The organism is Frigoribacterium salinisoli (assembly GCF_054781095.1).
On record NZ_BAAGVB010000003.1, the window covers coordinates 351,601 to 364,662 of the forward strand.

Consider the following 13,062-nt stretch of genomic DNA (forward strand, 5'->3'; position numbering starts at 1 on the left):
GGCGACGGCCGTGCCCGCAGGTTGCCGCGTGTGACGCGCACGAGCGCAGGAGGCCCGGCTCCCGCCCGCCCCGCAGCTCGCGGGAGCACAGTGGAGCCATGCACGTGCAGCTCAAGATCGTCCTCGACTGCCCCGTCGACGCGGCCGCCGACGCCCTCCGCGACCCCGCCGTCATGCGGGCGGTCACCACGCCGCTCGTGCGGTACCGCTCGGCGGAGCCCGGGGGCTTCCCGCACCGCTGGTCGACCGAGCCGCACCGGGTGACGGCGAGCGTGCTCGGGGCGTTCCCGCTCGGCACCACGCACGTCGACCTCGACTGGCACGAGCGCGACGGCGCGTGGATCCAGCGCGACACCGGCGAGGGCGTCAGCGGCCAGTTCGCCCAGCTCACCATCGACCACCGCATGGCGGTGTCGCCCACCTCCGACGGCCGCACGCTGCTGCGCGACCGGCTCCGGTTCCGGGCCGGGCCGGCGGGCGCCCTCGGCCCCGTGCTCTGGCCGGGTCTCTGGCTGGTCTGGCAGTGGCGCGGCCTGCGGATGCGCCAGCTGGCGCCGACCTGGCGGTCGCCCGAGGCGTCGGGGCGGCACGCGGACTAGCGTCGCCGGGGTGACCGACCCGACCCGCACCCCTGGCCCCGCCGTCCCCACCACCGACTCGGGGCTCGACCTCGCCGCCTGGCGTCGGACGATCCACGGGCTCTACCGCCAGGTGCGCGAGGCCGACGACGTCGTCGCCGCGCACGATCTCTGGCGCCGCACGCGCGACGAGCTGTTCCGCACGAACCCGGTGACGCCCCTGCTGCCGGAGGACCGCGCCGGCTTCACCGGCCTGCCCACGACCCCCTACGACCCGGCCTGGCGCTTCGAGGCGACGATCCTGCCCGCCGAGCCGCACCGCATGGTCGTCACGACCGGCACCGACGGGGACGTGCCCTTCGACCGGGTCGGCCGCGTCGAGCTGCCCGACGTCGGCTCGCTCGACGTCTGGCGCCTGAGGTCGTACGGCGGCGGCCTCTTCGTGCCCGTCGGCGACGCGCTCGCCGGGAAGCCCGGCGGCACGTACGGCGGCGGCCGCTACCTGATCGACAGCGTCAAGGGCGCCGACCTCGGCCCGGGGCGCGAGCCCGGCTCGATCGTGCTCGACCTCAACTTCGCCTACAACCCGAGCTGCGCCTACGACCCCGCGTGGGCCTGCCCGCTCGCGCAGCCCGGCAACCGGGTGCCCGTCGAGATCCCGGTCGGCGAGCGGTACCACGGGTCGCACTGAGGTCGGGGCGGGGCGCAGGAGGCGCGGGGCACGGGCGCAGGAGGCGCGGTGCCCGGCACGCGGGGGCGCACGGCCGTCGCGCGGGCCGGGGAGCGCGCCCGGCGGCCTCGTCCTCGTCGGCGCCCCTCGCGCATCCTGCCCGCGGACGATAGGGTGGGAGCACTCGTGAGTCGGCCAGCCCGGCTCCGTGCGTCGTAGCACGCCCCTCACCCGCCACCCCACGGCCACCGGCCGAGGCACAGGCGCGCGATGCTCACCCTGCGGCGAACCGATCGTGCACACCTGCACCGTCGCCCCACCTCGAGCCCGGCTACGACAGCCGCGCACCGGCACCGCCCGGCGCCGCCGTGCCCCACGGCCCGGCGTCCGCCCGCAGATCGGCCCGGCTCGACACGATGCCCGAAAGGCACGCATGTCCACCCTCACCACGGGCGTCGACGACGCCCCCACGACCACCTTCGCCGAGCTCGGCGTCCCCCAGCCGATCGTCCAGGCGCTCGCCGCCGACGGCAAGACCTCGGCGTTCCCGATCCAGGTCGACACGCTCCCCGACACGCTCGGGGGCCGCGACGTCCTCGGCCGCGGCAAGACCGGCTCGGGCAAGACCCTCGCCTTCTCGATCCCCATGGCCGCCCGCCTCGGCACCAAGCTCGCCGGCGGCAAGCGCCGCGCCGGTCGCCCCCTCGGCCTCGTGCTCGCCCCGACGCGCGAGCTCGCGACGCAGATCGACGCCGTCCTCGCCCCGCTCGCCGCGGCCTACGGCATGAAGACCACCACCATCTTCGGCGGCGTCTCGCAGCACCGCCAGGTCCAGGCCCTGCAGGCCGGCGTCGACATCGTCATCGCCTGCCCCGGTCGCCTCGAAGACCTCATGAAGCAGGGCTTCGTGAAGCTCGACGCCGTCGAGATCACGGTGCTCGACGAGGCCGACCACATGGCCGACCTGGGGTTCCTGCCCGTCGTCACGCGCATCCTGAAGACCACGCCCACCGACGGCCAGCGCCTGCTCTTCAGCGCGACCCTCGACAACGGCGTCGACAAGCTCGTGCGGCAGTTCCTGCACGACGAGGTGCTGCACTCGGTCGACGAGGCGAACTCGCCCGTCGCCGCCATGACGCACCACGTCTTCGAGACGGCCGACGTCGAGACGAAGAAGCAGCTCGTCCACACGCTCGCGCAGGGCAAGGGCCGCCGGATCCTCTTCATGCGCACCAAGCACCACGCGAAGAAGCTGGCCAAGCAGCTCACCGAGGCGGGCATCCCCGCCGTCGACCTGCACGGCAACCTGTCGCAGCCCCAGCGCGACCGCAATCTCGCCGCGTTCAGCGACGGCTCGGCCCGCGTGCTCGTCGCCACCGACGTCGCCGCCCGCGGCGTGCACGTCGACGACATCGAGCTCGTGATCCACGTCGACCCGCCGACCGAGCACAAGGCGTACCTGCACCGCTCGGGCCGCACCGCCCGCGCCGGCGCCGAGGGCGACGTGGTCACCCTCGTGATCCCCAGCCAGAAGCGCGACGTGCAGCAGCTCATGAAGAAGGCCGACATCCGTCCGACGACGACGGCCGTCACCCCCTCGTCGCCCGAGGTCACGGCGCTCGTCGGCGAGAAGGCCGCCTACGTGAAGCCCGTGCCGAAGCAGGAGCAGGCCCAGCAGCAGGGCGGCGGACGCTCGCAGGGCGCCAACGCCCAGCGCAAGCGCGCCGCGCGCCAGGACTCGACCGGTGCGCCCATCGCCCGCAAGGACCGCTCGGGACGCCCCGCGGCGGCCGGGCAGGGCCAGGCCGGCGGCGGTCGCGGTGCCGGGCAGGGCCAGGCCGGCGGCGGTCGCGGCGGACGCGGCAGCGCGCCCGCCCGTCGCGACGGCGCCCGTCGGGACGACGCGCCCCGCACCGGCTCCAAGACCTTCTACTCGACCGAGTCGGGCCGCGGCCCGTCGACCGACGAGTCGCCCCGCGGCGCCAGCGCCGGCGGCGAGCGTCGCACCGGTCGCCGCGCGTCCAGCGACGGCGGCAGCAGCCGCACGAACGCCCTGCGCGACGACCAGGCCGCGTTCGCGGCCGAGCAGTCGGGCGGCGCGCAGCGCTCCGGCGGGCCCGCCCGCTCCGGCGGCGCGCGCACCGGCGGACGCCGCGCCTCGAGCGACGGCCGCGCCGGGGGCGGCCTCGCGGTCGGCTCGCTCGTGCGCGGCGGCGGTGCCGGCCCCGGCGGCAAGGGGCGCGGCGGGCGCTGACCCGCGCCTCCTGCACCCGCCGCACCCCAGGAACCCGCCTGCACCCCAGCTCCCGAGCTGGGGTCCGGGCGGGTTCCTGGGGTGTCGTGCGTCGTGGCCGCGGCCACGGTCACGGCCGCGGTCACGGCCGCGGCCACGGGCTCGCGTGCCGACAACCGGCGAGGCCGGCACGGCGCAGCGTGGCGACCATCGGGGCGACGAGCAGTGCGTCCCGCCAGGTCCACCGGGCCACGCCCCGGACGGGCCTGAGCGCCCGCAGCCGGTCCTCCCTCCGCTTCTCGTCCACGACGACCTCCTCCGGCGCGCGGCCCGCGCGGGTGGCGCGGTCGAGGTACTTCACGGCTCCGTCGAACTCGCCCACGACCCCGCAGCACGGCCACCAGAAGTCCACCCGGGCCACGAAGCCGTCCGTGTCGCGGAACTCCTGCTGCAGCACCGGCGCGGGCAGCCCCTCGAGGTACATGCCGACCCGGCTGAGGGACTCACCGGGGGACCCCGAGGCAGGGTCCGCGAGCCCCAGGGCCAGCACGGCGAGACGGCGACCCGGCAGGCCCCGTCGCCCCTGCAGCTCACGCTCCGCTCCCTCCCGGTCGAAGAGGCCTCGACGGAGGGCGTGGTCGAGGGCCGTCACGGCACCACGGAGGTCGCGCCGGCGGCAGGCGTCGATCGTCGCCCTCAGGGGCCGGACCACGTGGAGGCCGTCCAGGCGCACGACCTCGTCGTCGGTGAGCGGCGCGGCGTGCCGGACCAGCGTCGGCGACGTCAGCGTGGACCGACGGTGCGGGTCGATCACGTGCACGCGCTGCGGCCAGGCTCCGAGCACGGGGACCCCGTGGAACGCCAGGGCGGACTCGGTGGCGACGACGACGTCGGGCCCGAGCCGCCCGACCACGGCGCGGGCGCGGAGCACGTGCTGCTCGCGCGCGTCGAGGGCCCCCCAGACCGTCGAGCGGACGAAGGTGCCCGGAGCCACCCGCACGAGGGTCCCCTCGCGCACGGCGCGACGCAGCGCGTGGTCGTCGCGCCCCTCGAGCAGGAGGTCGCGGCGGTGGAGGAGGGTGGCGTCGCCGTGGTCGTGCACGAGGCGACCGTGCCTCGTCGCGCCCTCCGCGCCTCCTGCCCCCTCGGCCGCCTGTGGCCTGCCGCGTGGCACGACGCGTGTGCAGGACCGGTCGCGCGGTCCGCTCCGAGGGCCCGACACCCCAGGGACCCGCCCGTACCCCAGGTCTCGAGCTGGGGTGCGGGCGGGTCCCTGGGGTGCGAGCGGACTCTGACGCGCGGCGGCCGGCGGCGGCGCGGCGGCCGGCAGCGAGCGGCGGCGGCGGCGCGGCGCGGCGGCTAGTGCAGGACGCCGACGGAGGCGAGCGCGGCCCGCAGCAGGGCCCCGCGGCCGCCGACCATCTCGGCGGCCACCTCGTCGGAGCCGGCCTGGTGGGGCGTCAGCCAGGTGAGCTCGAGCGCGTCCTGGCGGGGGTCGCAGGTGCCCGTGACGGGCACGACGTAGGCGAGCGACACGGCGTGCTGCCGGGGGTCGGTGTAGACCGAGGCGCCCGGGATCGGGAAGTACTCGGCCACCGAGAACGGCGTCGGCGACGGCGGCAGCTGCGGGAACGCCATGGGCCCGAGGTCCTTCTCGAGGTGCCGGAAGAGCGCGGTGCGCAGGCTCTCGCCGTACATGACCCGCCCCGAGACGAGCATGCGGCTGATCTCGCCCTCGTCGGAGGCGCGCAGCAGCACGCCGACCTCGGTCACGACGCCCATGCCGTCGGTGCGCACGGGCACGGCCTCGACGTAGAGGATCGGCAGCCGCTGGCGCACGTCCGAGAGCTCGGCGTCGGACAACCACCCCGGGTTGTGGTCGGGCGTCGGGTCGGGTGTCTGCACGGAGGCCATGGTCACTGTCTACCAACACCCGTCCTCCCCGGGGGTCGGGCACGCCCAGGGCGAACACGCGACCCCAGGAGGCCGTCCCTGCGCCCGTCCCGCTGGCTAGGCTCGGCACATGCTCGCGATCGACGCCTCCACGGCCCGCTGGTCCCACGACGAGGGCGACCGCGCCGGCCGCCCGCTGATCGTGCTGCTGCACGGCGTCGGCTCCCACGAGGGCGACCTCATCGGCCTCGCCCCGTACCTCCCCCAGGACTACGTGCTCGTCTCGCTGCGGGCGCCCCTCGCGCACGGCGACGGTTTCTCGTGGTACCCGCTCGAGACGCCCGGCGACCCCGACGTGGCCGGTGTCGACGAGGCCGCGCGGGCCGTGCTGCACTGGCTGGACGAGCACGGGGGCGACCACCCGAGCGTGAGCCTCCTCGGCTTCTCGCAGGGCGGGTCGCTGTCGCTGCAGCTGCTCCGCCACGCCCCCGACCGCTTCCGCTTCACGGCCGTGCTGGCGGGCTTCGTCGCGTCCGACGCCGACCGGGGCCACGACGAGGCCGTCGCCGCCGTGCGACCGGCCGTCTTCTACGGGCGCGGCGACGTCGACCAGGTGATCCCCGCCGCGGCCGTGCAGCGCACCGAGCAGTGGCTCGCCGCGCACGCCGACGCCGAGATCGCCGTCTACCCCGGCCTCGCGCACGGCATCTCGCAGGAGGAGCTCGACGACCTCAACGCCTTCATCGGCCGGGCCACGAGCACCTGGGCCGCCGACGACCCCGAGGCCGAGCCCGTCGAGATCAACGCCGACGACGACGCCGCGACGGTCGACGACCCCGACGACGCCTGGCTGCCGACGACGTCCGGCGCCAGCGAGCGCCCCGCGTGACCGACGCCCCCGGCGCGACGGGGGCCGGTGCCAGCCGCGCCGCCGGCCGCGCCGCCGCCGGTGGTGGCGGCGACGGTGGTGGCGGCGACCCCTTCGACGGCGATGCGTTCGACCTGCGGCGCTTCGTGCGGGCGCAGTCGGGCGGCGTGCACGAGCAGGCCGTGGCCGAGCTGCGGGCCGGCGAGAAGCGCTCGCACTGGATGTGGTTCACGTTCCCGCAGCTCGCCGGGCTCGGGCGCAGCAGCACCGCGCAGCACTACGCGCTGACCTCGCTCGACGAGGCGCGCGCCTACCTCGCGCACCCCGTGCTCGGGGAGCGGCTGCGCGAGGTCGCGGGCGTCGTGGCCGACTCCGGCGCGGCGAGCGCCGACGAGCTCCTGGGCAGCGTCGACGCGCTCAAGCTGCGGTCGTCGGCGACCCTGTTCGCGCGGGCCGCACCCGACGAGGCGGTGTTCGCCCGCGTGCTCGAGCGGTGGTTCGACGGCCGGGCCGATGCGGCGACGGACGAGCTGCTCGCCCGCTGACCCCCCGCCGCCGGCCGACCGCCCCGACGGGGTGCCGGCGGGCGGCTGCCCCGCCCGCCGACCTCGACGACGGTAGGCGCGACTCCTGCCCACGGCGCCCCCTTGACAGGAACCCTGCCCGTCAGAGCTGGCGCGACCAGGCGCCCACCGACGCCACGGGCTCGAAGCCGACGGCCTCGTTGACGGCGAGCATGGGCCGGTTCTCCTCGGCGTTGTACGTGTACGTGCTCGGGACGGTCGGGAACGCCGCCTGCAGGGCGTCGAGGTTCGCGACCTTGAGCAGCCAGCCGAGGCGGTGGCCGCGGTGCTCCTGCAGCACGAGCGTGTTCCACTGCATCGCGGGGCGGTCGCGGTCGGCGGGCACCGCGAGCTGCGAGTAGCCGACGAGCCGGCCGCTCGCGACGTGCTCGACCGCCGCGCTGAGCATGGTGCGCGGGCCGGCCTCCAGCAGGTCGTCGGCCGCCCGCACCCGCTCGGGGGTGTGCTCGTCGACGGGCTCGTCGAGCCCGCCGGACGGTGCGTCGGTGCTCATGCGCGTCGCGAGCACCGCGAGGTCGGCGAGCCAGCGCTCGGGGCTGCGACCCGACCACGTGTGGAGGCGGTACGCGTCGCCCGCCGCAGCCAGGGCCTCCTGCCGCACCGGTCCGAGCGCGGCCTCGTCGGCCGGGTGCGGGAGGCGGCTGCACCGTTCGACCTGCTGCAGCGCGTACCCCCGCTCCTGGAGGAACCGCACCCCGGCGGCGTCGGCCCGCACGGCCCCGGCACCGGTCGGCGGCACGAGGGCGGCGCCCGGGTCGGCCGGGGCGGGGCCGGTCGTGAGGTAGACGTGCGCCTGGTGCGCGCCGCGCTCGCGGGCGAGCGCCTCGAGACGGTCGAGGAGCGCGCCGCCGACCCCGCGCCTCCTGTGCTCGGGGTGCACGACGCCGTCGAGCCAGGCCGTGCCGGCGGCCTCGCCCCGCCGCGTCTCGAGGGTGCCCATGGCGACGAGCCGGTCGCCGTCGTGCACGGCGAGCATGACGCGGGGCCGGTGCTCGGGGTCGTGCCACTCCGCGAGCTGCTCGTCGGCGAGGTACTCCAGGTCGGTGGTGCCGTAGCCCTCCGCGTCGACGGCGTTCTGCAGGTCGATGCAGGCGCGGTAGAGCGCACCATCGGGTGCGTCGGCGGTCGCGGGGACCGTCACCTCGGTCACGACGGGACCGGAGGCGCGGGCCGGGTCGGCAGGACGGTCGGGGGTGGTGCTCATGGCGGTCTCCGGAGGGGCGGACGGACCCGGCCGCGTCTCGGCGCGCCCGGTGCCGCCCGGGACGGGGCAGCCGACCAGGCTAGTGGCGGCGCGACGGCCCGGGCAAGCCCGCTCCACGGCCCCGTCCGCCCAGGCCGGGACCACCCCGCCGTCGTACGCTCGCAGGATGACCAGCGCGCCCCCGTCCCCCGCCCGGACTCCCCTCGGCACCGTCGTCCTCGCGGGGTGCGGCGACCTCGGCACCGAGGCAGGGCTCCGGTTCGCGGCGCGGGGACACCGCGTCGTGGGACTGCGCCGCCGGCCCGAGGTGCTGCCGCCCGAGATCGAGGGCGTCGCCGCCGACATCTCCGTGGCCTGCCCGCCGCTGCCCGACGGCACGGGCGTCGTCGTCGTGGCGCTCGCGGCCGGCTCCCGCGAGCCCGACGCCTACCGCGCCGCCTACGTCGAGGGGCTGCGGCACGTGCTCGACGCGGTCGACGCCCTGCCGGGCGCGCAGCGGCCCCGGGTGCTGTTCGTCTCGTCGACGGCGGCGTGGGGCGAGGCCGACGCCGAGCGCGCCTCCGGCCGCCCGGTCGACGAGCAGGTGCCCGCCACGGGGGCGGGCTCCCCGACGGCACCGGCGCTGCTCGAGGCCGAGCGCCTGCTGCACGAGCGCACGACCGACGGCGTCGCGCTGCGCCTGTCGGGCATCTACGGCCCCGGCCGGGAGCGCCTGATCGACCAGGTCCGCTCAGGAGGCGCGCCCCGCGACCCCGCGCGCGTCACCAACCGGGTCCACCGCGACGACGCCGCCCGGGCCCTCCTGCACCTCGCCCTCGACGTCGCCGACCCGCCGCGCCTCGTGACGGGCACCGACGACGAGCCCGCGCCGCTGGCCGAGGTGCTGCGCTGGCTCGCCGCCGAGCTGGGCGTCGCCGACCCGACCGACGGCGTCGACGTCGGAGCCGGCGAGGGCAAGCGCCTGTCGAACGCCCTGCTGCGCTCGACGGGGTTCACGTTCGAGCACCCCACCTTCCGCGAGGGCTACCGGGCCGTCCTGGCCGGCGAGGGCGTCCGCCACCCCTGACCCGCGGCCCCAGGCCCGGCTCCGCCGGCCCGGTGCCCACCACCTCGACGGTGTCCACGACACGCGGCTCACGTCCGGGCGTCGCCACCGTTCGTGGACGCCCTCGAGCCGAGGCTGTCCACGGACGGCCCCTCCCGGGCCGACCGGACCACCGTTCGGGGACACCGTCGCCGGGTGGCGGGGCCGTGGGCCGGCCGGCGCGGCCGCGCTGCCGGCCCGGCGGGCGCGGCCGCGCCGTTGGCCCGGCGGTCTCAGCCCCGGTGGCGGGGGTCGGCGCCGAAGGCGGCACCGTAGGCGTCGACGAACCCGAGCTCGTCGTAGAAGCCCCAGCGGCGCCCGAGCTCGAGCGAGGCCTCGCCCTCGAGCCCCTGCTCGGTCAGCTCCGACCGGACCCGCCCGAGGCGCACCTGCTGCAGCCACGCGTCAGGAGCCGCGTCGAACGTCCGCCGGAACCCCTCCGCCAGGCTCGCGAGGGGCACGCCGAGCTCGGCCGCGGCGTCGCTCGGGCGCACGGGCTCCCCGCTGCGGGCGCGGAGCAGGTCGGCCGCCTCGTGGACGCGCGCCGTGGGGGCGGGCTCGGCCGGGCCTCCTGCCACGGGTGCGTGCGAGAAGGTCTCGAGGAGCGCGAGCGCGACGTCGCGCTTGGCGGCCTCGCGGGCCAGCACGGTCGCGGCCCGATCGACGATGACCGGCGCGGCGACCGCGAGTGTCCTGTTCCAGGCCGCGAGCGCGCCGGGCCCGGGGACGGCGGCGTGGTCGAACGCGATCTGCCCCCCGGGGTGCCCCTCGGCCTCGGCGGCGACGGCTTCGAGGAACGGTGCCTGCACGTGCACGAGGCTCTGCACGTGGTCGCGGAACCGGAACGAGGTGCGCTCGCCCACGGGGTGCAGCTTCGGCGTCCGGTGCACGAGCACCGATTCGGTCCCGCCCGCGACGTGGGAGCCCTCGCCCTCCGTGATCCACGTGACCACGTACTCGCCGGGGTGCTCGAACGACCCCGACACGGCACCCGAGAAGAGGTTGGCGCGGACCGACACCTCGTCGTCGCCCGACACCCGGTAGCGGTAGCGGAACGGCCGGTCCGTCGTGGTGATGCGGAAGTCCTCGCCGCGGTACGCCTCCTGGTAGAGCGCCCTGGCCTGGTCGACGTCGGTGCCGGCGATGGTCGCCGAGGCGCGCATGTGCGCGCGGTCGAGCGGGGAGGACGCGCCGCGCCCCCGGTCAGGCACGGACCCGCTCCGGTCCGAGCTGCGCGTCGAGCGCGACGAGGAGCGCGGCGCGGTAGGCCGACGGCAGGGTCGTGGAGTGGGCGCCCCGGGCCTGCACGGTCACGGTGACGGCAGCGCCCACGACCGTGGCCCACCAGGCCTCGACGTCGACGAACGCGATCGACCGGGGCGTGCCGCAGCCCAGCTCGATGCGGTCCTCGAAGAGGCTCAGGGCACCCTCGTAGTCGTCGCACACGCCGTCGCAGGCGAAGACGGCCGTCGTGGGCACGCCCTCGAACAGGTCGAAGAGGTCGGGGCAGGACGACTGGTCACCGGTCGCCGGGGCGCGCAGGGCGACGTCGGTGGGGAGCATCGGAGCGGTCGCCTCTCACGGTTCTGCTCGACCGGCGGTCGCGGTCGATCCTCCGAGCCTAGCGAGCCCGGACGGGAGCCGCCCGTGGCGGCCGACCCGGCGGTCCCGGCCCGGCGACCGCCCCGCTACCCTCGCCGCATGACCGCGCACGACGTCACCCTCACCGGCCGCACGATCCGGCTCGTCCCCGCTCGTCCCGAGGACGCCGCCGAGCTGTGGCCCCTCACCGACGACGCCCTGTGGGCGGGCATGACGGCGCCTCGGCCCGCCGACGTCGGCGCGCACGCCGAGCTCCTGGCCCGGCAGCTGGCCGCACCGGGCCTCCTGCCCTTCACGGTCCGCGACGCCGCGACGGGCGAGGCCCGCGGGGCGACGACCCTCTACGACCTCGTCCCGGCCCAGGGCCGCGTCGAGATCGGCTCGACCTGGTACGGCCGCGCCTGGTGGGGCGGGCGCACGAACCCCGAGGCGAAGCTGCTGCTGTTCACGCACGCGTTCGAGGCGCTCGGGCTGCACCGCGTCGCCCTCCGCTGCGACAGCCGCAACGAGCGCAGCGCCCGTGCGATCCGCCGCCTCGGCGCGACGCCCGAGGGCGTGCTCCGCGGGCACCGGGTCGCCGCCGACGGCAGCGTGGGCGACACCGCGTACTTCTCGGTGCTGCGCGACGAGTGGCCGGAGGTCCGGGCCGGGCTCGAGGCGCGCCTCGCCACGACCAGCGCCCCCTGACCGGTGCCCGACGGGGCGGCTCCCCGACAGGTCGCCGCGCTACGCTGCCGGGATGTTCCGCCGCACCACCCCGTCCGACGCCCACGCTCCGCGCCGCCGTCCGCTCGTGACCCTGCCGGAGCCCGTGCGCGCCTGGGACCGGCGGGTGAACGCCGCCGTCAACGGGAGGCCCGGCACCCACCGCACCGACCGCGCGTGGGCGTCGCTCTCGCGGACCGCCGACCACGGCACCCTCTGGCTCGCGACGGCGGCCGTGCTGCTCGTCGTCGGCGACCGCCGGGCGGGCGTGCGCGGTGCCCTGTCGCTGGGGGCGGCCAGCCTCGTGGCCAACGCCGTGGGCAAGAACCTCGTCGGCGGCCCGCGCCCCCTGCTCGACGACGTGCCCCTCGCCCGCCAGCTGCGGCACCAGCCCCGCAGCAAGTCCTGGCCGTCGGGGCACTCCGCGAGCGCCGTGGCCTTCGCGACCGGGGTCGCCCTCGAGTCGCCGCGCACGGGCCTCCTGCTCGCACCGCTCGCCTCGGCCGTCGCGTTCTCCCGGCTCAAGGTGGGGGTGCACTGGGCCTCCGACGTCATCGGCGGTGCCCTGCTCGGGGCCGGCATCGCGGTCGTGGGGCGCCTCGTGGCGCCGGTGCCCGCGCACCCGGCCGGGCCGGCCGTGCTGCACGGCGACCTCGTCGACCTGCCGCGCTCCCGCCGGGGCGAGGGCGTGCTCGTCGTCGGCAACCCCGGTGCGGGCAAGGGCAAGCTCCGCCGGCACCCGCTCGAGGAGCTGCGCGCGGCCCTGCCGAAGGCGCGGTTCCGGTCGCTCGCCGACGGCAGCACCGCCGAGCTCGTCGCGGACGAGATCGCCGCGGGCCGCCGCCCGACCGTCCTCGCCGCGTGCGGGGGCGACGGCACCATCGCCCCGGCCGCCGACGTGGCCCGCGAGCACGACCTGCCGCTGCTCGTCGTGCCCGGCGGCACGTTCGACCACTTCGCCCGGGCCCTCGGCTCCACCAGCGTCGACGTCGCCGTGCGCACGCTGCAGGAGGGTCGGGGCGCCCTCGTCGACACCGCCGTGGTCGAGGTCGACGGCCGGCCGCACGCGCTGGCCGACAACGCGGTCGCGATCGGCGTCTACGCCGACTACCTGGCGGAGCGGGACCGCCTCGAACCGCGCCTGGGCAAGCGGATCGCCGGCCTGGCCGCCGGGCTGCAGGTGCTCCGTCGCGGTCGGCCGGTCACCGTCTCGCGGGAGGGTGCCACCACCGACGTGTGGAGCGTCTTCGTCGGCGTCGGGCGCAACGACGACGACGTCGTCTCGCCGATGCGCCGCCGCCACCTCGACGACGGGACCCTCGAGGTGCGGGCCCTCACCCGCGGCACCCGCGTCGGCGCCCTGGCCTCGCTCGCCTTCGGGCCGCGCAGCACGGCGATCGTGCGGGGCCTCGGCCTGCTGCCCGACGAGTCGGCCTTCTCCGTGACGACGACCGACGACCTGCGGCTGCGCGTCGGGCCCCGCCGCGATCCCGCCCTCGCCCACGACGGCGACTCCGACACCGAGCTGCCCGCGACGGCGGCGACGGAGGGCTGGGACCTCCGGGTGCGGCTCCACGCCCGGTCGCTCAGGGTCTACCGGCCGCGGTAGGGGCGGAGGCGCGCGTGCCCACCTGGGCCGCG

General features: G+C 77.1%; 13 protein-coding genes. 8 read left to right on the forward strand and 5 right to left on the reverse strand.

Annotated elements, in window-relative coordinates:
- The first annotated feature begins 98 nt into the window (after positions 1-98).
- The 3 genes from ACYVHQ_RS09710 to ACYVHQ_RS09720 all read left to right on the forward strand — a co-directional run bounded on the left by ACYVHQ_RS09710 (position 99) and on the right by ACYVHQ_RS09720 (position 3,502).
- Entirely contained in the window at positions 99-599 is a 501-nt protein-coding gene (locus tag ACYVHQ_RS09710) for a hypothetical protein (RefSeq protein ID WP_460512478.1), read from the forward strand.
- Positions 600-609: 10 nt separating this feature from the next.
- Positions 610-1,269 (forward strand): DUF1684 domain-containing protein, encoded by a 660-nt coding sequence (locus ACYVHQ_RS09715; RefSeq protein ID WP_460512480.1) that lies wholly within the window; start codon positions 610-612, stop codon positions 1,267-1,269.
- 412 nt (positions 1,270-1,681) lie between these two features.
- Positions 1,682-3,502, forward strand: a complete 1,821-nt coding sequence (locus ACYVHQ_RS09720) for a DEAD/DEAH box helicase (protein WP_460512482.1) — start codon at positions 1,682-1,684, stop codon at positions 3,500-3,502.
- 121 nt (positions 3,503-3,623) lie between these two features.
- Here ACYVHQ_RS09720 and ACYVHQ_RS09725 read toward each other — a convergent pair whose 3' ends face one another.
- Both ACYVHQ_RS09725 and ACYVHQ_RS09730 read right to left on the reverse strand, forming a co-directional pair.
- On the reverse strand, positions 3,624-4,583 hold the full coding sequence (locus ACYVHQ_RS09725) for a hypothetical protein (RefSeq protein ID WP_460512484.1): 960 nt from the start codon (positions 4,581-4,583) through the stop codon (positions 3,624-3,626).
- Between the two features lie 257 nt (positions 4,584-4,840).
- Entirely contained in the window at positions 4,841-5,395 is a 555-nt protein-coding gene (locus tag ACYVHQ_RS09730; RefSeq protein WP_460512486.1) for an NUDIX hydrolase family protein, read from the reverse strand.
- 109 nt (positions 5,396-5,504) lie between these two features.
- Between ACYVHQ_RS09730 and ACYVHQ_RS09735 the strand changes: the two genes are divergently transcribed.
- Together ACYVHQ_RS09735 and ACYVHQ_RS09740 are read left to right on the forward strand one after the other, a co-directional pair.
- A complete protein-coding gene (locus ACYVHQ_RS09735) occupies positions 5,505-6,263 on the forward strand; it encodes an alpha/beta hydrolase (RefSeq protein WP_460512488.1) in 759 nt (252 codons plus the stop codon).
- Positions 6,260-6,787 (forward strand): DUF1810 domain-containing protein, encoded by a 528-nt coding sequence (locus ACYVHQ_RS09740; protein WP_460512490.1) that lies wholly within the window; start codon positions 6,260-6,262, stop codon positions 6,785-6,787. The genes ACYVHQ_RS09735 and ACYVHQ_RS09740 overlap by 4 nt, the downstream gene beginning before the upstream one ends.
- 121 nt (positions 6,788-6,908) lie before the next feature.
- On the opposite strand, the gene ACYVHQ_RS09745 is transcribed toward ACYVHQ_RS09740, so the two are convergent.
- A complete protein-coding gene (locus ACYVHQ_RS09745) occupies positions 6,909-8,030 on the reverse strand; it encodes a GNAT family N-acetyltransferase (RefSeq protein ID WP_460512492.1) in 1,122 nt (373 codons plus the stop codon).
- Between the two features lie 166 nt (positions 8,031-8,196).
- Between ACYVHQ_RS09745 and ACYVHQ_RS09750 the strand changes: the two genes are divergently transcribed.
- Positions 8,197-9,096: a Rossmann-fold NAD(P)-binding domain-containing protein gene (locus tag ACYVHQ_RS09750; protein ID WP_460512494.1), complete on the forward strand. Its 900-nt coding sequence runs from the start codon at positions 8,197-8,199 to the stop codon at positions 9,094-9,096.
- Between the two features lie 251 nt (positions 9,097-9,347).
- Here ACYVHQ_RS09750 and ACYVHQ_RS09755 read toward each other — a convergent pair whose 3' ends face one another.
- Both ACYVHQ_RS09755 and ACYVHQ_RS09760 read right to left on the reverse strand, forming a co-directional pair.
- Entirely contained in the window at positions 9,348-10,277 is a 930-nt protein-coding gene (locus tag ACYVHQ_RS09755; protein ID WP_460512496.1) for a helix-turn-helix domain-containing protein, read from the reverse strand.
- A 40-nt stretch (positions 10,278-10,317) separates the two neighbouring features.
- The gene (locus ACYVHQ_RS09760) at positions 10,318-10,677 is read right to left on the reverse strand and encodes a hypothetical protein (protein ID WP_460512497.1); all 360 of its coding nucleotides are present in this window, start codon (positions 10,675-10,677) and stop codon (positions 10,318-10,320) included.
- Positions 10,678-10,815: 138 nt separating this feature from the next.
- Between ACYVHQ_RS09760 and ACYVHQ_RS09765 the strand changes: the two genes are divergently transcribed.
- Together ACYVHQ_RS09765 and ACYVHQ_RS09770 are read left to right on the forward strand one after the other, a co-directional pair.
- Complete coding sequence (locus ACYVHQ_RS09765; RefSeq protein ID WP_460512499.1) at positions 10,816-11,403, forward strand: GNAT family N-acetyltransferase; 588 nt, start codon at positions 10,816-10,818, stop codon at positions 11,401-11,403.
- 52 nt (positions 11,404-11,455) lie between these two features.
- Entirely contained in the window at positions 11,456-13,030 is a 1,575-nt protein-coding gene (locus ACYVHQ_RS09770) for a phosphatase PAP2 family protein (RefSeq protein WP_460512501.1), read from the forward strand.
- Positions 13,031-13,062: the final 32 nt, after the last annotated feature.

Excerpts from the sequence above, each read along its gene's own strand:
- ACYVHQ_RS09710 (WP_460512478.1), top strand. The coding sequence starts at position 99 with ATGCACGTGCAGCTCAAGATCGTCCTCGACTGCCCCGTCGACGCGGCC.
- ACYVHQ_RS09720 (WP_460512482.1), top strand. The coding sequence starts at position 1,682 with ATGTCCACCCTCACCACGGGCGTCGACGACGCCCCCACGACCACCTTC.
- ACYVHQ_RS09730 (WP_460512486.1), bottom strand. The coding sequence starts at position 5,395 with ATGGCCTCCGTGCAGACACCCGACCCGACGCCCGACCACAACCCGGGG.
- ACYVHQ_RS09735 (WP_460512488.1), top strand. The coding sequence starts at position 5,505 with ATGCTCGCGATCGACGCCTCCACGGCCCGCTGGTCCCACGACGAGGGC.
- ACYVHQ_RS09745 (WP_460512492.1), bottom strand. The coding sequence starts at position 8,030 with ATGAGCACCACCCCCGACCGTCCTGCCGACCCGGCCCGCGCCTCCGGT.
- ACYVHQ_RS09750 (WP_460512494.1), top strand. The coding sequence starts at position 8,197 with ATGACCAGCGCGCCCCCGTCCCCCGCCCGGACTCCCCTCGGCACCGTC.
- ACYVHQ_RS09755 (WP_460512496.1), bottom strand. The coding sequence starts at position 10,277 with ATGCGCGCCTCGGCGACCATCGCCGGCACCGACGTCGACCAGGCCAGG.
- ACYVHQ_RS09760 (WP_460512497.1), bottom strand. The coding sequence starts at position 10,677 with ATGCTCCCCACCGACGTCGCCCTGCGCGCCCCGGCGACCGGTGACCAG.
- ACYVHQ_RS09765 (WP_460512499.1), top strand. The coding sequence starts at position 10,816 with ATGACCGCGCACGACGTCACCCTCACCGGCCGCACGATCCGGCTCGTC.
- ACYVHQ_RS09770 (WP_460512501.1), top strand. The coding sequence starts at position 11,456 with ATGTTCCGCCGCACCACCCCGTCCGACGCCCACGCTCCGCGCCGCCGT.